This window comes from Oceanirhabdus seepicola, from assembly GCF_023684385.1.
Classification (GTDB): Bacteria; Bacillota; Clostridia; order Clostridiales; family Clostridiaceae; genus Oceanirhabdus; species Oceanirhabdus seepicola.
In genome coordinates this window covers 1,054,937-1,072,194 of the sequence record NZ_JAGSOJ010000002.1, presented here as the reverse complement: position 1 = coordinate 1,072,194, position 17,258 = coordinate 1,054,937, and the positions used below count along the sequence as shown (strand labels likewise).

General features: G+C 27.7%; 17 protein-coding genes. All 17 read right to left on the bottom strand.

Annotation, left to right across the window (positions count from 1 at the left end):
- Positions 1-36 precede the first annotated feature (36 nt).
- The 17 genes from KDK92_RS12375 to murJ all read right to left on the bottom strand — a co-directional run bounded on the left by KDK92_RS12375 (position 37) and on the right by murJ (position 17,231).
- Positions 37-894: a mannose-1-phosphate guanylyltransferase gene (locus KDK92_RS12375; RefSeq protein ID WP_250859553.1), complete on the bottom strand. Its 858-nt coding sequence runs from the start codon at positions 892-894 to the stop codon at positions 37-39.
- A gap of 238 nt (positions 895-1,132) precedes the next feature.
- Positions 1,133-2,113, bottom strand: a complete 981-nt coding sequence (gene galE, locus KDK92_RS12370; RefSeq protein ID WP_250859552.1) for a UDP-glucose 4-epimerase GalE — start codon at positions 2,111-2,113, stop codon at positions 1,133-1,135.
- A gap of 165 nt (positions 2,114-2,278) precedes the next feature.
- The gene (locus tag KDK92_RS12365; RefSeq protein WP_250859551.1) at positions 2,279-2,662 is read right to left on the bottom strand and encodes a hypothetical protein; all 384 of its coding nucleotides are present in this window, start codon (positions 2,660-2,662) and stop codon (positions 2,279-2,281) included.
- A gap of 98 nt (positions 2,663-2,760) precedes the next feature.
- Positions 2,761-3,639: a hypothetical protein gene (locus KDK92_RS12360; RefSeq protein WP_250859550.1), complete on the bottom strand. Its 879-nt coding sequence runs from the start codon at positions 3,637-3,639 to the stop codon at positions 2,761-2,763.
- On the bottom strand, positions 3,623-4,360 hold the full coding sequence (locus KDK92_RS12355; RefSeq protein WP_250859549.1) for a class D sortase: 738 nt from the start codon (positions 4,358-4,360) through the stop codon (positions 3,623-3,625). The genes KDK92_RS12360 and KDK92_RS12355 overlap by 17 nt, the downstream gene beginning before the upstream one ends.
- Positions 4,361-4,378: 18 nt before the next feature.
- Positions 4,379-4,903 (bottom strand): LPXTG cell wall anchor domain-containing protein, encoded by a 525-nt coding sequence (locus KDK92_RS12350; RefSeq protein ID WP_250859548.1) that lies wholly within the window; start codon positions 4,901-4,903, stop codon positions 4,379-4,381.
- A 648-nt stretch (positions 4,904-5,551) separates the two neighbouring features.
- Positions 5,552-5,773, bottom strand: a complete 222-nt coding sequence (locus KDK92_RS12345; protein ID WP_250859547.1) for a hypothetical protein — start codon at positions 5,771-5,773, stop codon at positions 5,552-5,554.
- Positions 5,770-7,734, bottom strand: a complete 1,965-nt coding sequence (locus tag KDK92_RS12340; RefSeq protein ID WP_250859546.1) for a glycoside hydrolase family 32 protein — start codon at positions 7,732-7,734, stop codon at positions 5,770-5,772. The genes KDK92_RS12345 and KDK92_RS12340 overlap by 4 nt, the downstream gene beginning before the upstream one ends.
- Before the next feature lie 598 nt (positions 7,735-8,332).
- A complete protein-coding gene (locus KDK92_RS12335; RefSeq protein WP_250859545.1) occupies positions 8,333-9,085 on the bottom strand; it encodes a WecB/TagA/CpsF family glycosyltransferase in 753 nt (250 codons plus the stop codon).
- The gene (locus tag KDK92_RS12330; RefSeq protein ID WP_250859544.1) at positions 9,072-11,015 is read right to left on the bottom strand and encodes an alginate lyase family protein; all 1,944 of its coding nucleotides are present in this window, start codon (positions 11,013-11,015) and stop codon (positions 9,072-9,074) included. Before KDK92_RS12330 ends, KDK92_RS12335 begins: the two co-directional genes overlap by 14 nt.
- 1 nt (position 11,016) lies before the next feature.
- Entirely contained in the window at positions 11,017-12,345 is a 1,329-nt protein-coding gene (locus KDK92_RS12325; RefSeq protein ID WP_250859543.1) for a phenylacetate--CoA ligase family protein, read from the bottom strand.
- Between the two features lie 20 nt (positions 12,346-12,365).
- Positions 12,366-13,451 carry a GNAT family N-acetyltransferase gene (locus KDK92_RS12320; RefSeq protein WP_250859542.1) on the bottom strand — a complete coding sequence of 362 codons (1,086 nt, stop codon included), beginning with the start codon at positions 13,449-13,451 and terminating at the stop codon, positions 12,366-12,368.
- A gap of 42 nt (positions 13,452-13,493) precedes the next feature.
- Positions 13,494-14,078: a hypothetical protein gene (locus KDK92_RS12315; RefSeq protein ID WP_250859541.1), complete on the bottom strand. Its 585-nt coding sequence runs from the start codon at positions 14,076-14,078 to the stop codon at positions 13,494-13,496.
- Position 14,079: 1 nt separating this feature from the next.
- A complete protein-coding gene (locus KDK92_RS12310; RefSeq protein ID WP_250859540.1) occupies positions 14,080-15,276 on the bottom strand; it encodes a hypothetical protein in 1,197 nt (398 codons plus the stop codon).
- Between the two features lie 32 nt (positions 15,277-15,308).
- Positions 15,309-15,497: an LbetaH domain-containing protein gene (locus KDK92_RS12305; protein WP_250859539.1), complete on the bottom strand. Its 189-nt coding sequence runs from the start codon at positions 15,495-15,497 to the stop codon at positions 15,309-15,311.
- Complete coding sequence (locus KDK92_RS12300) at positions 15,478-15,663, bottom strand: LbetaH domain-containing protein (protein WP_250859538.1); 186 nt, start codon at positions 15,661-15,663, stop codon at positions 15,478-15,480. Before KDK92_RS12300 ends, KDK92_RS12305 begins: the two co-directional genes overlap by 20 nt.
- Positions 15,663-17,231 carry a murein biosynthesis integral membrane protein MurJ gene (gene murJ, locus KDK92_RS12295; protein ID WP_250859537.1) on the bottom strand — a complete coding sequence of 523 codons (1,569 nt, stop codon included), beginning with the start codon at positions 17,229-17,231 and terminating at the stop codon, positions 15,663-15,665. Before murJ ends, KDK92_RS12300 begins: the two co-directional genes overlap by 1 nt.
- Positions 17,232-17,258 lie beyond the last annotated feature (27 nt).

The window sequence follows — 17,258 nt, the reverse complement described above, 5'->3', positions numbered from 1 at the left end:
ACCTATTTGAAATTGTAAATAATATATGAAAAAACATTATTCTATCATTGATATATCATTTCTTCGTAAAGCCTCGAAAGACCCCAGATCATCCCATTTAAACTCACTTAGAATCACATAAATCTCATCATACTTTTCCATAATTCCGTAATCTATAGATACCTTATCTACTAGCATATACTTCTCTTTTAGAATTTTGTTATACTCATGATCCTGATACATACAAATATCAGTGAGAACCTTAAATGTATCAGGTAAAAACTTCTTAGATAACCTTATTATATTCTCTCCTCTGAATAAGAACATTCCGCTGTTCCATAGATAGTTACCCTTATCTATATATTCTATTGCTCTTTCAAGTGAAGGCTTCTCAACAAACTCTTCACATTTATATATTCTTTCATTATATTTATGTGGATTATATCTTATATAGCCAAAAGCTGTCTCAGGTCTATTAGGCTTTATGCCAAAGGTAATGATAGCTTTATCGTTATACTCTAAGTATCTCTGGCCGTTCTTAATATCTTCATAAAATTTATGAGAATCATCAATAATGTGATCAGATGGAATAACCAATACTGCAGCATCCTCATATTTCTCACGAATCCTCATTACCCCTAAAAGAAGTGCAGGTGCAGTATTTCTACTATGTGGTTCAAATATTATATTATCATAATTAATATTACATAACTGTGATCTTACCTCATCCTCATAGTCCTGACATGTTACTACGAAAACATTCTCTTTCCCAACAATTCCTTCCGCTCTATTGAATGTTTGCTGAAGTAAAGATTTATCATTATTAAACTTTAGGAACTGCTTAGGCTTCTCTTCTGTTGATAGTGGCGCTAATCTTTTGCCTTTGCCTCCAGCTAGTATTAGTATAGTTAGCATACGAGGGTCCTCCTTAGTGAAATATAATATATACTTATATATTATATTATTTTTTATGTTGATTTACTAGTGAGCTGATGCTTAGAAAATTCTTAACCCAGGACGTTCCTGAAAATAGATTCCGTGAGGAAATCATTTTAGGAAGTAATCATAAAAAATATAACCCTATTTTTAGACTATATTCTTTCACATGTCTAAAAATAGAGTTACAATTCAGTTGAAATGTCATAACTTTTATTTAATACCCATTAGGATGATTATTATGCCAGTTCCATGCTGTTTCAATTATGTTTTCTAATGAATTATATTTAGGTTCCCATCCTAATTCTTTCTTTGCTTTATCACTTGAAGCAATAAGTGTTGCTGGATCCCCTGCTCTTCTTAGTGCAATTTCTGCATTTATAGTATGCCCTGTAACGTTTCTAGCAGCTTCGATAACTTGTTTTACAGAAAAGCCTTTTCCGTTTCCTAAATTATATATTGCACTATCTTCACCCTTCATTAATCTTTCTAAAGCTAGAAGATGTGCGTTTGCTAAATCTGTTACATGTATATAATCTCTAACACAAGTTCCATCCTCAGTGTTATAATCATCTCCAAACATAAAGATCTTTTCTCTCTTTCCTAAAGCAACTTGAAGTATTATAGGAATTAAATGTGATTCTGGATTATGATCTTCGCCTATTTTTCCACTTATATGTGCACCTGCTGCATTGAAATATCTTAATGCTGTGTATTTAATACCATAGGCATTATCACACCACTTTAGGATTTTCTCTACTGCTAATTTAGATTCTCCATATGGATTTGTAGGGAATGTTCTATCTTGTTCTAAAATAGGAATATTCTCTGGCTCTCCATACGTTGCTGCTGTGGAAGAAAATACTATATATTTAACTTTATAATCTCTCATTGCTTCTAATAATGAAATTGTTCCACCTAGATTATTATTAAAATATTTAAGTGGTTCTTGTACACTTTCACCAACAAGAGAATCAGCAGCAAAATCTATTACAGCCTCAATTTTATTTTCAGTAAAAACCTTATCTAATATATCTCTATCTCTTATATCTCCAACATATAATTTTCCACCTAAGATTGCTTCTTTATGTCCTTTTTGAAGATTGTCCAAAATCACAACTTCATGACCATTATCTAAAAGTTCTGCTACCATATGACTTCCAATATATCCGGCACCACCACAAACTAATATATTCATAATATAATTCCCCCTAACCTAATTATTTTTCTTATACACCCCTTAAATTATACCCTAAATTTACCATGATATAAAGTTCTTAAAAAATAAACTATCCAGATGCTTCACTTATCTTGATATTAAATGGGAAAAGCCACATTCTTAAGTCTAGAATGTAGCTTTTTATTATCTAATATCATTTAATTTTTCAACCACAACCAAATCAACTATAAGGTATATGCAAACGAATGAAATCTGAGTTAAGAACCTTCTACTAGCAATTACCACTATATTGAGTGATGCCATATATATTATTGATATAGTTACAAATATCATATCAATAAATATCCCCGTTAATATCACCCTAGCCATACTCTTATCATAATTTAGCTTCTCCCACATTACCCAAGCAACAAAAACTCCTCCAATAAATATTGGGATTGTATGAATTTTATAACTGATTACAAGAGAATAAAAGACCATATTATCTTTTCTAATTAACCCAATTATCCCTCTAATTACATATCTAGCACCCTTTATTAGAACTAAACATCTGATGATATCCCTCATTTTCAACACCTACTATAATGATTGCAGCTATATTTAACCTTATTCCAGGGATTAAATAATTATGAAGTAGATATCATCAAAAATATATTAATTCTGTTTTAAACAGAATTAATATATTTTTTTCTATGCGCTTTTGAATAAATTAAAAGCATTAAAATTCCTGTTATAAAAAATATAGTTCCAACCATAAGGAAAAAATTTATATACCCTAATGCAAATTCCTTTAATGCTACTTTTAAATAATCGTTACCAACACCAAATCTATATGGTATTTTATATAATAATCCCATGATAGATGGAACAATAACCATCAGTGATGAGGCGATAAAACATCCTCCAACCCACAAAAGTGATGAGTATAGAGTTTTTATATTTACCAGTATTAAAATGATAGTTAAAATAAGTGTTGTAATAATCAAAGGAAGGAATTTATCATATATTATAAATATCCCTTCTCTAAATTTTTGAAATTCCCTATATTTTATTACTGAAGCTAAATCAAAAATAATAGAGTGTTTATTTACAATATTAGAAGATTCTTTCGAAACCACTTCCATCTGCTTTTTCAATTCCTCATTTATTATCATGTTATTTTCTTTAGCATAATTATTTATAAAAATTTGAAGATTTTCATCCAAAGCTTTTGTTTCTAACTTCACATCTACATATTCTCTGGATGCTTTTATATATTCCATAGTATTTTCTATATTATTAATTGTTAAATCCTTAATATCTTTATCACTAACTGATTGTACAAAAACACTCTCAGGTATGGAAGTGACCATACTGTAATTCTTAAAACCATAGTCTATTTCACTTCTCAATAATTGAAAATAATCGCTTTTTTCCAAATTATTTATATAAAATTCTGAACTCAACAATACATTTCTTGTAAACATAGACACAAGTATTGCCATAAAACAGAACATTAATATCATACTTATTAAAAATTTAAAAACTTCAACTAGTTTTTTCAAGAATAGCTCCCCCTTCTTTTAATAATATTTCTTCTACAGGGGTACCTTTCACTAACTCACAAATAACTACATATCTTTTTGGTGCATTTCCTATATAATTAAAAGGATAACAAGTGTACAAAGTAAGTCTTTCCTTATCTGTAGCAGCTATTATTGATTCATCGTAACCCTTAACTATTTTTATATCTGTAACTCTATATTCATATTGGTAAACATACTTACCATAGTTAGCATTAAACAGAACCTTCTCCCCTTCTTCTACCTTTCCTAAATTCTTAAATAATGAGTTTCTATGCCCAGCTAGAACTACATTACCATTTTCACCTGGATATCTTGATCCAAAATAGTGCCCCACTGCTATTAAAAGCTGTTTTTCAGAATCTCCATTAATAACTGGATAATCTATTGATGCTGACTCAATAATTATATTTCCAAACTCCTCACCATATTCTGGGAAGATTTTTTTATCATCTTCAGGAGTATTACCAGATTGATTAGAGTTCTTATTATTGTCTTCCATCAAAATTCTTGATTCAGTAGAGGGCTTATAATCATGCTCTATGAAAATTCTTGACAAAAAAAAGGCATATTTCATATAATTGAATGTTCCAATAGTTATAAGGGCAATTCCACTAATAAAAAGCAATAAGGGAATTCCAAATAGAATTCCCCAACTTTTTCTTTTATGTGATTTACCCTCTGAGATTTCTTTTCTTCTCATAAGGTCCTCCAGTTTGCTTTATGCAGTAACTCTTTTTCTTATTACAAAAAAAGAACCTACTGACATTAAGAATAATAATCCACCTACAACTAATACAGTATTGTTTATTCCTGTTTGTTTAACTTCTGCTGTTGAAAAATTCGCAATAACACTACCTGTTGAATCCTTTGCTACCACTGAAAGATTACCATTTGATTCTTTTGCAACATTAATATCTAAATCAATAACTTTTCCTGCATCCTTAATAGCTTCAAGTACCCTCTGAGTGTCCTCTTCATTTAAATCAGAAGCATCCTTAATGTTAGCAGCCTTCATTATGTCATCTGCCTTAGTAATTTGAGTTTTGATACTAGTTGCTTGGCTCTCTGTAAGTTCATTGTTTTTCAAGTAGTTTTCAGCTTGAATGATATATGACTCTGGTAGATGAGCATCTTTTAATGCTTTTATTACATCCTCACTTGGTTCGGCAAAAGCAATTACTGAATTGCCTATAAACAAGAAAAGTAATACAGCTACTGTTGTAATTTTCTTTCTTAAATTCATATTTTTCCTCCTTTTTAAGATTAATTAACTACTAAATATTACAAATAGTTTTATTTATTGTTAATCCATAACACTATTTTAGTATAATATTACTAATTTGTCCATAAATTATTACCTTTTCAGATATAATAGAGCAAATTTTTTATTGCTATATTAAGTTTAAGTTTTTTGTTAGACATTAAGTTACTATTTCTTTTAACTCTTGTATATAAATATATCTATAGCAAACCCCTCAATTGTTTCAAAATCCATATTTCTAATTTTATTTTTATATTCGGAAGATACTTTCTTAACCTTTTTATCTAAATGGTAAAAAACTCACCATATTCCCTATTAGGGAGACTTTATTCCGCTAATAGTTTATCTACCGTAAATACTCTAAATATAGAAGAAAGGTATATCCTCTCCACCAAGAATATACCTCTAAATCTTTTGGATTTTTGTCGCCCTCACGGGCCTTTTTCACTCTATTTTAACTATATTCCCTTACTTCAACTCCACTTTCTCTTTTCCCCACTAATTACTCCGCTTATTTGTGCCAATGCCAAATTTTCCTCCTCCTTTGTTTACATTCTGTTCACGGCCCTGTAGGGTCCTAACGAAGGATTGCTTACCTGACTAAGTTTACTATAATTTTTCTGTTGTGTATTAATCTATTACATTAATAGTCTCTATAATATCTTTATCAACTATAGTATTATTATTGTCTTTATATAACGTTACTTTAATATTTGCATTGGACTTGTAACTTATTCTATATATTGAATCTGTGTTAATACCCATAAACCAAGTTACACCGTTATCTTTAGGAATATCATACATTAATAGAACTTCATTTTCTCCAACTATAGAAAGTGAAGTATCTGTCATTGCCCATTTTTTTCACCATTAGCTGTTGAAATATTAAATGTTTTATCTAATAAATTAACATTATTAACTTTTAACTCATCAGGCAGTAATTCTTCATATCTTTTTACTACTAAAATTTCGTATTTATTATAATTTCCTTCTGTATATTTGCCATTTGCGATAACTTCATAAGAGTCGCTTAAACATCCAAAACTTATATAATCATAGTTATCTTTGAAATTAGCACCCGTAAACTCCCAATTAATTAAATCAGTTGATACCATTTCATACATACTAAATATCTTCGGTGATACTGTTTTATTTGTAATACTTACCCAAGCGTAGTATTTGCCTTCCTTTTCACATATACTTTCAAAGTTATTAATTGTCCATTCAGGATATGGTAAAATAGTAGAAACACTTTCCATTTTAAGAATATCGGGTACAGTGCTTAATGTCCTAAAATTAATACCATCTTTACTAACTAAAACTTTATTTGAGTGATTTAAATTTGAAGTATACCCATACTCTATAAACAAGTACACTTTATTATCTTTTACTATAGCTGTGGGAGAACCACTACTAACCTTGGCACTTGGTAAGTCCACTAAATATGGATCTTTGTCAGGACTGGCGACCTTACCAATATAATTCCATTTTTTGAAGTCATCACTAACCCATAACTTTATGTTTCTATTAGGTATTGTTTCGGCATAAAAAAAATATTTATCTCTAAATTTAATCAAAGTTCCGTCTTCTGTATACACATCTATTACTGGAGAATCAGGAACATACGACCATGTTTTTAAATCAGTAGAATACGCAAAACTTGTTTTACCAATCAAATTATTATTATATGCACCATTATATCCTCCAACTGCAATCTTATATGGTCTTAACCTGTCATCAGGCTCATATAAAATATTCGATACTTCACCACATATTTTTTCATTCCAATCAGCCTCATTTGCTGTTCCCTCTATATTTGTATCAAATCTTGTAATAATATCATAATTAACTAAATCTTTTTCTATTAACATAGGTTTAATTTCTTTAATGTATCTATTAAAAATACTAATGCTCTGATACTCTGAATTGCCTTGCAAATTAACATTTTTATCTTTATAATCTAAAATTATAAAAGTATAATCATCTTGTAAAGGTTTAGAAATCATATTAGATGTAACTATTTTATTTTTGTCATTATTAACACATGCACCTAGTGTCAATTTTTTATCATTTTGTGTTAAAACTATATTTATATCATCACCAGCATCCCATGTTAATCCTGCTAATGCTAATACTTTTATTGAAATATCATTCGCTCTATATTCTAAATCAATTTTACCACTATTAAATCTAACACTAATCTCTTGTGTATCACTGTAAAAGTTTAAAATATATTTAACAGTGGTATCGTTTGAATCAAAATTAGGCTTTAATCCATTTAGGAACAATGTAAATTCATCTTTTAAATTTACTGTAATAGGATTTAATCTATTTGTACTAGAAGAAACTGTTGCTAGTTCGTTTGTTACTTCTATTGTTTTCTTTAACGGGTATCCATTGCTAAACTTTAAATTCTTATTTGAGTAAATATAGTTTGTTAAAGTTGTTGAATTATTGACTTTTAACGTACCATTAGTGACTGTTATAGGATTACCTACAATTGTTTCAACAGTGTAAGTTTTCTCCCCTAAATCTCTAAGTATATTTTCATCAAAATTAGATTTTGTACTTTTGTTTCTTTTTTCTAAATCCGAGTTATAATCATAATTCACTTTTTCAAATAATTTGGATTCAACATTACTTCCATCATTGATTTTTATATTTTCTGCTTTACTTATAGTATAGTGCTTATCACATGCTGTATTCTCAGATTTTATTTGTCTCATTTGAATATTATAATCAACCATTGCATTACCTCGCTGTAAAAATACAAAGAAGAATACTATTGTCCAAATAAATAACCTTGTTTTCATAATATCACCTCATATTATTTTCACGGATTATGCCACACTTCTTAAGTTGAGTTTTAATTCTGAGTGCACCATAAGTCCCACCGGTTCTTCATGAACTCTTTTTATTTCTTGTTTACATTGTACTGAAAAACTTCTTATTTTACTCATTTGATAAACATCTCCTTTTCATGTATATATTATACATTCTTCATGTGTCTATCCAATCGAGTATACTCCACTACTCTAAATATAAAACAAGACATAGTCTCTTCATCATTTAATATGCCTTTTAAAATCTTAGATTTACTCGCACTTTCGGGTCTTTTAAAATCAATTTCAACTTTATTCCCTTACTTTCTTGTTTCCGCGCTCTTATCTCTCTAGCTATCTTCCCTACTCTTTCCATCTATCCTTTGACCGCTCGTTTTTTTTTACTTGGGTAAAATATCCTACTTGAAATTTCACCTTATCTAGGAACATTTATACCTCAGCGGTTATTCCAGAAAATAGATGACAACATAACTTCATTTTCTGGTTGCTAAAGTTGATGGCATTGTCCCTGAGGATAGTTCCATGGGATTTCTTGCCTGACTGAGTTTGCTATATAAATTGGATACCGTCATGAATTAATTTCTGGGTTGCTACTAAATTTTTCTTTAAAAACATAGTATATAAATTTAGTATTGCCTACTAAATATCTCTTCCACATTCTCTTTGGCTCTTGGACAAATCTATAGAACCATTCCAAACCAATTTTTTGCATCCAAACTGGTGCTCTTTTAGTTATTCCTGAAACTACATCAAAACTTCCCCCTACTCCCATACAAAATGGTATTCCTATCTTATTTATATTTTCGTTTAACCAAAATTCCTTTTTTGGTGAACTAAATGCTACAAATAAAATATCCGCCTTTGTCTCTTTCATTTCACTAATAATTTCCTCATTATCTTCATCAGTAAAATATCCATTTCTATATCCAGCTACTTGTAAATTAGGATATTTTTCCTTATATATTTGTACTACTTTTTCAACAACATCTTGTTTTGCTCCAAAAAAGTATATTCTATACCCTTTCTCACTAGATAATTCTATTAAATTTTTCATTAAATCTATTCCAGCAACTCTTTCAGGTAATGATTTTTTTAAAAATTTGGATGCCCACACTATAGATTGACCGTCTGCATTTATAATAGGACATTGTTGTATAATTGTTTTCAAATTTTTATTGTTTTGCATAGTCACAACTTTGCCAGCATTTATAACAACATGTTGCACTATCTGTCTTTTCTTAATATATTCTTCTATTTGTTGTACTGTTTCTTTCATTGTTAATGAAGCTACATCACAATCGAACATTTTAATGTTTTTCATAATTGTCACCTCTAACATTTTTATAACTGCAATAGGTATAATTTTTTTTATTATATTTAAATTTATTGTCTTTAAAAATAACAGGCTTTGTAGAAATTATAGAATATACTTTTTTTTCTACATAAAAATCATTTTCTACCTGGATTCCAATGGTTTTCTCTTTATGTAAAAATGATTTAGATATCCATTTTTCAACAATCTTATATGGTTTAGAACAATAGAAATATATTCCATCACCAACATTGATTTTAACTAAATTTTTATTTATTTTTTCTAAGGTTAAATTACTATCTAAAATATAGTTCAAAATTCCCTTTCCCTTAAATTCATCTTCAACTATTATTATTTCTTCATCTTTCATGTAACTTATAGCACGATGATGTATATTAGGTTTATAACCATCATGTTTACCATACAAATAAATCAGATTAGAATCTTCTCCATAATCCACTAATTCGACATTTGCTTTTTGTGACCATAAAAATGGGCCTTGTATATTTGATTGATTTTTTTCTGTAGTTAAAGTATTGTGATTAGATGTCAGCCTAAAATAATCTCTCCATTTTGATTGAATATTATATATATATGTACCCGAATCCACAAATACTGATTCTTTGTTATGACTATAGACTAAAGATAAAGCATCCGCATGTCCATGAGCAGCTATACTTCCAAACCCTAAAGCACCTGAATCAAAAAGTAAGAAATTACTTTTAGCATTAATAATAGAATATCCACCTTTCTCATATACTTTAAATTTCCTATACTCATAAGGCTCATTTTCGATTTTATCAAATAAATATCCTAATAAAAACTGTACCTCTATTAAAGGTTCATTTATAAAAATTAATTTTTTTTTGTAATATACAGAAGCTAATTGTAAAACGTACTCGTAATAGTTCTTGTCTCTTCCATCCAAATCTAGTATTTTAGCATCATCACTATCACCAAAATCAATATTGTTACTATTTTTATATAAATATCCTATAAATTCAGCCATTTTAAAAATTATTTCTTCATGTAATACTTCTCTTTCTATCTTCTTTAAGAAAATATTATATTGCATCATTATATCTAATACAAAAGCATGATAATGCATTGATTGTTCTTTGTTAACCCCATCTTCATAAACTTGAAGTGGTATTTCTTTCTTTAAAACATTATAACCTTTTTCAAACCAGTTTTGAGCATATACTGGTTCTACACAATATCCAACTATTGATGTAATAGCAGCTTCAACAATTAAATGATTATTAGCTGAAGAAAATCTTGAGAAATTATGCGCAACATAATTTATAGAAGTTATTATTGTTGAAAGTATATCTTCTTTAAATTGCTTGTCCATTTTATCCTTAATTTGAGAATAAGTAATAAGCAATTGGTATGAGCGTAAAGCAATTTCCATTGGTGACGCCCAATTTACACCTTTTAGAAAAGGATTTTCATCAATCCAACTGTAAAATTGGTTCTTTAAAGTATCGTATACTTTTTTATCTCCGCCACAATTGTATTGAATAGCCAAACCTGGAAGAAATAAAAATCTATTTACTTCCCATGTATATCTTATTTCTCCTATGTCTTCTCTATTTTTAAAAGATATATCAAAGCAACTTTTCTCACTAGGCCATTCTCTACCATTATTTCCTTTATGCCAATTTATTTTTTGATATTTCAATAAACTATCTCCATAAATGCTAATGTCTGATTTGAATTTATGTTTTTCTACTTCTAATACTTGAAAAATATTTTCTATTCTTTTATCGATATCTTCAAAAGTTGTTATTTTCATTTTATTTACTTCTAAAACTGACTTAGAAGTAGAATATGTCTTTTTATACATTATTTTTTTATATTTTTCATGGAATCGATATAAGATTTCACCCAATGACATAGCTTTTAATCTACAATAAAGCCATTTTAATTTACTCATTTTATACTCTTCCTTTAACTACATTAGAAATAATTCTTTTAAATTTTCCATTTTTAGTTCTAGCGATATCTTCTACTAAGTTTATATTTATATCAATTTTATCTTGAAATATTTCCTCAAATCCTTTTATCACTCTACTTGTTTCTCTGTTATCAAAGCCTTGTTCTGGAACTATTTTTATTTCAAATTTATCAAAATCATGCTGTATTACTTGTGACTTCGAAATATATTTTAATTCTTTAAAAACAGTCGAAATAAGTCTCGGGCTTACAAAACCCCCACTTTTTGTAATGATCATATCTTCTTTTCTAGTTTCTATAGGCTCTATAATCCTATGTTCTCTACCACATAAACATTTTCTATTATTAATTCTGGTATAATCATCAGTAACATACCTAATCAATGGCATTGCATAATTATGTAGGGTTGTACCAACTAAAAATCCTTCTTGCGCTTGTTGTCCTTTATCATCAATAATTTCAGTCACACTATATTCTTCATTAATATGCAGACCGTTGTGGTATTTGCATTCGGATGCACTCACAACTCTTTCTGCTAACCCATAGAAATCCCAAACTTTACATTGAAAATACTTTTCTATTATTCTTCTTTGAAACTCATAAATGGGCTCTGATGATGTAAATACTGCATTAAGTTTAATCTTATCATTATTTTTTTGTAAATACTTTGCAATAACATATGCTGTTGAAGGATATGCTTGCAACGATCTAGGACCATATTTTTTAATTGCTTGTACATAATATTTTAAGTTTTTATCAGATAAGTAATAAGATGACAAAAACAATTGTTTTTGAATAAAGTTTTGTTCCCAAAAAATATTTTTTTCTTCTTTAATTTTAACCTTATTTCCTCTACAAACTATCATTTTGTCTCCTATATTTATTTTTGACCACTGCCACTGTCTCCATACTATCGCATTTTCAAAATTTATAGAATACAAATCTCTATAAAAATGTGCTGGTGTTCCTGTTGTTCCACTAGTGTGTCCTTCATTTAATAAAAACTTTGAAGCATTAACAGCTTTTAATTGCTTAAAATTCTCTTTTACATCTTTTTTAGTTAATATAGGAACTTTCCATAAATCCTCCTGTGTGCTTATATCAGAAGGCTTAAGTTTAATTTGGTCAAATAAATTCTTGTAATATGGAACATTATTATAAGAATGACTTATAATCTTTCTCAGATGTTTGTCTTGATAATTCTGTAGTTCTTGTTTTGAATAATATTGGCTTTCTTCTAATGTCTTAGAAATTAATTTAAATTTGCGCCCTTCTTTCAATAATTTATTTTTAATCCCATATAAATACATACTTCTCACCTTCTTAAAAATTATTTTCTTAATAATTTACGAATATGGCTATTCCCTTTTGCCCACATCTTTAGTTTAATATATCTGTTAAAATACCAAGTTTTACTATTGTTATTTATAATGTAGAAATTGTAATTCATATGAACAGAATCAGTCCAATCAAATTTATACTTTTCATTACCTCTTAAGAAATCAAACTCTGATTTGTTGTCCTTATAATTCTCAATTAGATATTTCAAAAGTATATATCCAGCTCCAGTGTTAGCGTATTTCGGATCATAAATAGGTATATAATAATAATTTTTATTTTGTGTTTTGAATCCAAAATGAATTGCTGCTACATCTTCATCAATTTTTAGATATGAAAAATCTAGTAGCTGTTTCTCATACAAAATTGGTATCAAAGTTTCGTAAAATTTGATATATTTAGCATTATGAAAAATACTTTGTTTCCATTTTTTTTTGTGTAAATTGATGAACTTTTCCCAAACATTTTTATTCATTTTTTCATTAATGCATACTTCAATTTTTTTTTCTTTTCTTAGGTTTCTTTCTCTTCTTTCAATATCCTTTATTTGCTTTTTATTCATTTTACTTTCTATTTGTTCATATAGCAAATATGGTGTAATTACACTTTGTTCAGAATAGCATGTACCTTTAAAAGATTTTGTAATAACTTCATTTATCAAATTCACAATATTACTTCTAGTATTAAAATTTTTCAACTCCATAAAATCCCACTTATCTTTATTAGAATAAATTTCTCCAAAAATTTTTTTTAATAATTGATAGTGATTATAATTTTTATGAAAATAAAAATCACAATAATCTGCAGTTTTACTTACTATTGGTTCTAGCACCTTAGCTTTAATAAAACCAATCTTTCTTTCTTTTATAAGCAATGGAGCTAATCCTATTACTTTTTTTCTTTCAAAAACCATAACTACAAAAAGTTTTGCTTTTTCTTCAATCATATGTTGTAAGAATACCTTTGTCCAATCCCATGTGTAGAATATTTCAGATGATTCTATATTACTTACTAATTCTTCCCAGTCATCACTATAACTTTGCAGTTCATTAAAATCTGTAATAATTTTTAATTGCATAACCTTTCCTCACTTACTTTTAAATCTAATTATTAAATTCATTTACTTAATAATTTCTAATTTATCTTTTATTTCATCACACATTTTTACCTCATTTAACTTATGCATATTTAAAATTTTTCTATATTTAAAATATGCAATTTCATTGAATCCTATCTTTTTTATCACATGATGAGAAATTGTATTTTTAGTTGATACCACTATAAATTTGTTTAAATACCGAAATTTAAAATCTAAATATGATAACATATTATAATATAAATTTTTACCTCGATATTCTTCTAAAGTAAAACAATTATAAATATATACTCCATTTTGAGGAATATTAAATATTCTATTTATTTCTCCAATTTTTTGACTATTAAGCGATATACATGAATAATGTACTACTTTCCCATCTATTAAAATACCATAAATTTGATTACCCCTTTGTAAATCGCTTAATAATATTTGTGCTTTTCTATTAGGTAATGTTAATACTTCATTTTTATCTAGGAGTTTTATATTGAGATTCTTTATTTTACTTTCTAAAGGTTGGTGAGATTTTTTTTTTAATATTAAAATATCATTTTTTATATATAACTTTCTGATTAAAAACTTCATTACTTTTTTAACTATTTTTTTCAATCTACCCCTCCTCAATTACATAGGGAAAATCATTATATATTTTAATATCTCCCATATAATATCCATTACTTTTATTCAATATAAATTTTTGATTTTTGATTGTTACGCTCAAAAATTGAGACTGAGTATTTCTATTTATTTTAATAGTCAATTCTCTTCCCTCTAAATCCTCTTCTGTATTAATAATAAAAGTATTTTCATTTTTAAGTTTGATATGAGTTTTACAATATATGTAATAGTACTCCGCAATTTCAGTTCCTGTTGCATACCAAAGATTATATTTTTTTAAATAAGCGAATATATATTGTAAGTTCTCTAAATCACTAATAATATTAGGATATTGTATTCTATTATCAGCTCTTAACGGCGAACTATGTTCTTGTATACTTATAATTTGCTTATTACTAACTCTCTCATCCAATAGAAATTCTATTGATTTTCGTTTTTTTATCTTTTCTAATATTGACTTTGCATACTTTTTAGTAAATATTTTCTTATGATTTTTTAAACTATAAAAAGATCCATCAATTGTAGAAGGGATATCAATAACATCATGAAAAGTCTCTAATTCGTAATTAAAATTTTTATTGGTTATATTTTCTTCTAAAGCAGCATCCCAGTGTCTACACCACCATAAAAACCCAGTTTTTGATATAGATTCATCAGAATATTGGTTAAATTTATACCCACAATACTTCCCCCCTTTAGGATACTCACCTATTGCCTTATATAACATTTCCTTGCCTTTTTCAATAGTTTCAATTGCTTGGTTCAATGAACCAAAAGTTTCCCATTCCTCTTTAAAATCAAATCGTGTTTCTCCAGCAACACCATGTGTCAATCCATGATATGCTATCTCTACATTTTTCTTTTTATTAATATCATTTAAAAATCGAACAAATTTTTCATCCTCTAAAATACTTTTTGAATATATTTTTTTATTATTATTCTTTAAAATAGGCTCTCTTTCACCAACCACAGTAAATAATGTTGTGCTCACTTCAGGAAAGATATTAAAAATATTTTTTTCAAGTACATCCCACATTGAATTTTTTTCTCTACCAAAATGACCCCAATCTTCACCAAGAGCAAGTTTTTCATTATTATTCTCATCAATCCATGTATTAGCAAAATCATCAATCATAAGTAACACAGGACTATCCGCATTATTTTTCCACTTACATTTTTCAATTCTCATAGTAATTCACCTCAACTAAACAGCTTTAATCCTTACTTTTCTTCTATAATTATCCACAACATCATTATCTGGTATACTTTTAAAACTATACTTACAGTTCCTATTGTTATTGGCCCTATAACTTTTGCCCTTGCACAAATAATAACATTTTCGCTAATACTAGGCACTATTTTATTACTATTTTCACCACTCATAGTAACTTTATGACTTAAAACATTCATTCCCAATAACTACATTCTTGTGGATTACCGCACCCATTCCATCATAACCAAATTTAGTTCCTTTTCCTATCTCAGTCTCATATGGTATTATAATATTGTATAATAAAAAATAATTTGTGATACGCTTAGTTACGAAAAATAGGCATTCTGTAAAAACATATAACATTAACGCTCTCGAACTTTTTCTCTATTTCCTCTAAATTTCAACATGATTTTTCCACTTATATTATCTAATACATCAAGTTTTAACAAAATCAAAGCTATAAAATATATACTTAAACTTACTAAAACATTAACTAATAAATAAAACAAACTATGTAATTTAGAATTAGGCAACATCCCTAATTCTATTGTTAAATTTTGTAATACCACTAATGAACAACATAAAATTGATCCTGCAATAATAACTTTGAAAGAATTTAAAATAAAATCTCTTATTTTAAATTCAACAACCTTTTTCTTCATACTTCTTATGAGTAAAATAGAAACAAAAATTGTTGAAACTGAAGTACCTAATGCTAATCCTTTTGCACCTATTATTTTAGAAAAAATTATGCTTAATACAATATTTAGACCTACAGCTAGGACACCATTTTTCATAGAAGTTTTCGTATCTTTGAACGAATAAAAAGCTCTATTCAGTATGTCCCTTATACCTAAAAAGCAAAGTCCAAGTGAATAAAAACTAAGTATATTAGCAGATATCATAACATCTTGTTTCGTGAATTTACCATATCCAAATAACAAATTAATAATATCATATCTAAAAAAATTTAGTATTATAGTTATAGGCAACATAATTGATATTATTATACTAATTGATTTTGTTAATGTTTTACTAAATTGTTTCATATCTTTATGAGCTACTTGTTCTGATAATACTGGAAATATCATCATTATTATTATAAATGCTATTGAATTGTAGCTTGCCATATTTAATTTATTTGCTAAATTAACAGTAGTTAAAACCCCATCTCCTATAGTTGATGCTATTCCCCTATCCACCATCATATTTACTTGAATTGCCATTGTTCCTATGATCATAGGACCTATCATATACACAGCTTCTTTTATATGTTTATTTTTAAAGTCAAAGCTTATTGAAAAAACAAAACCTTTTTTTCTCAATTTTGGAATAAACATAAGAAACTGCAACACGCTTCCAAATGCAATTATTATCATCGTGTCATACATACCATACCTAGGGTATATTAATAATAAGCTTAGAATAACCATCAGGTGTATCGGGATAGATATAGCAGCATTTAAAATAATATCCTTAAAAGATGATAAAATTCCAACAGAAACATATACTGATGTCATTAAAATCATTGTAGGCAAAATTATTCTTATTAATTTAGAAGTTAATTCTAAGCCATCTCCAGAAAATCCCGGAGCTAATACCATAACAATATTTTTTGTAAATATCTCTCCTATAAAAATTAAGATTATTACAATTATTGTTATAATACAAATAAAGTTACTTGCAAACTTATTTGCATCTGTTAAAGATTCATTTATTCTAATAGAAGTGTAGATTGGCATAAAAATAGAAGATATAACACCTCCAATTGAAGCAAAAATCATGGTAGGAAACATAACACTATAAATGAAGCTATCAGCTTGCCATCCTGCTCCTAAAACCCCAACAGTAACACTCTCTCTAATAAACCCCAATAAAATTCCTATTATTGTTATAATTACCATTAATATCGTTGTTTTCATTGCTTTCATAAATTCACCTTCACTAGTCATATAAAA

Excerpts from the sequence above, each read along its gene's own strand:
- KDK92_RS12355 (WP_250859549.1), bottom strand. The coding sequence starts at position 4,360 with ATGAGAAGAAAAGAAATCTCAGAGGGTAAATCACATAAAAGAAAAAGT.
- KDK92_RS12310 (WP_250859540.1), bottom strand. The coding sequence starts at position 15,276 with ATGAGAATTGAAAAATGTAAGTGGAAAAATAATGCGGATAGTCCTGTG.
- KDK92_RS12340 (WP_250859546.1), bottom strand. The coding sequence starts at position 7,734 with ATGAAAACAAGGTTATTTATTTGGACAATAGTATTCTTCTTTGTATTT.
- KDK92_RS12330 (WP_250859544.1), bottom strand. The coding sequence starts at position 11,015 with ATGAGTAAATTAAAATGGCTTTATTGTAGATTAAAAGCTATGTCATTG.
- KDK92_RS12375 (WP_250859553.1), bottom strand. The coding sequence starts at position 894 with ATGCTAACTATACTAATACTAGCTGGAGGCAAAGGCAAAAGATTAGCG.
- KDK92_RS12320 (WP_250859542.1), bottom strand. The coding sequence starts at position 13,451 with ATGCAATTAAAAATTATTACAGATTTTAATGAACTGCAAAGTTATAGT.
- KDK92_RS12350 (WP_250859548.1), bottom strand. The coding sequence starts at position 4,903 with ATGAATTTAAGAAAGAAAATTACAACAGTAGCTGTATTACTTTTCTTG.
- KDK92_RS12325 (WP_250859543.1), bottom strand. The coding sequence starts at position 12,345 with ATGTATTTATATGGGATTAAAAATAAATTATTGAAAGAAGGGCGCAAA.
- KDK92_RS12300 (WP_250859538.1), bottom strand. The coding sequence starts at position 15,663 with ATGTTATATGTTTTTACAGAATGCCTATTTTTCGTAACTAAGCGTATC.
- KDK92_RS12305 (WP_250859539.1), bottom strand. The coding sequence starts at position 15,497 with ATGAATGTTTTAAGTCATAAAGTTACTATGAGTGGTGAAAATAGTAAT.
- KDK92_RS12345 (WP_250859547.1), bottom strand. The coding sequence starts at position 5,773 with ATGACAGATACTTCACTTTCTATAGTTGGAGAAAATGAAGTTCTATTA.
- galE (WP_250859552.1), bottom strand. The coding sequence starts at position 2,113 with ATGAATATATTAGTTTGTGGTGGTGCCGGATATATTGGAAGTCATATG.
- murJ (WP_250859537.1), bottom strand. The coding sequence starts at position 17,231 with ATGAAAGCAATGAAAACAACGATATTAATGGTAATTATAACAATAATA.
- KDK92_RS12365 (WP_250859551.1), bottom strand. The coding sequence starts at position 2,662 with ATGAGGGATATCATCAGATGTTTAGTTCTAATAAAGGGTGCTAGATAT.
- KDK92_RS12335 (WP_250859545.1), bottom strand. The coding sequence starts at position 9,085 with ATGAAAAACATTAAAATGTTCGATTGTGATGTAGCTTCATTAACAATG.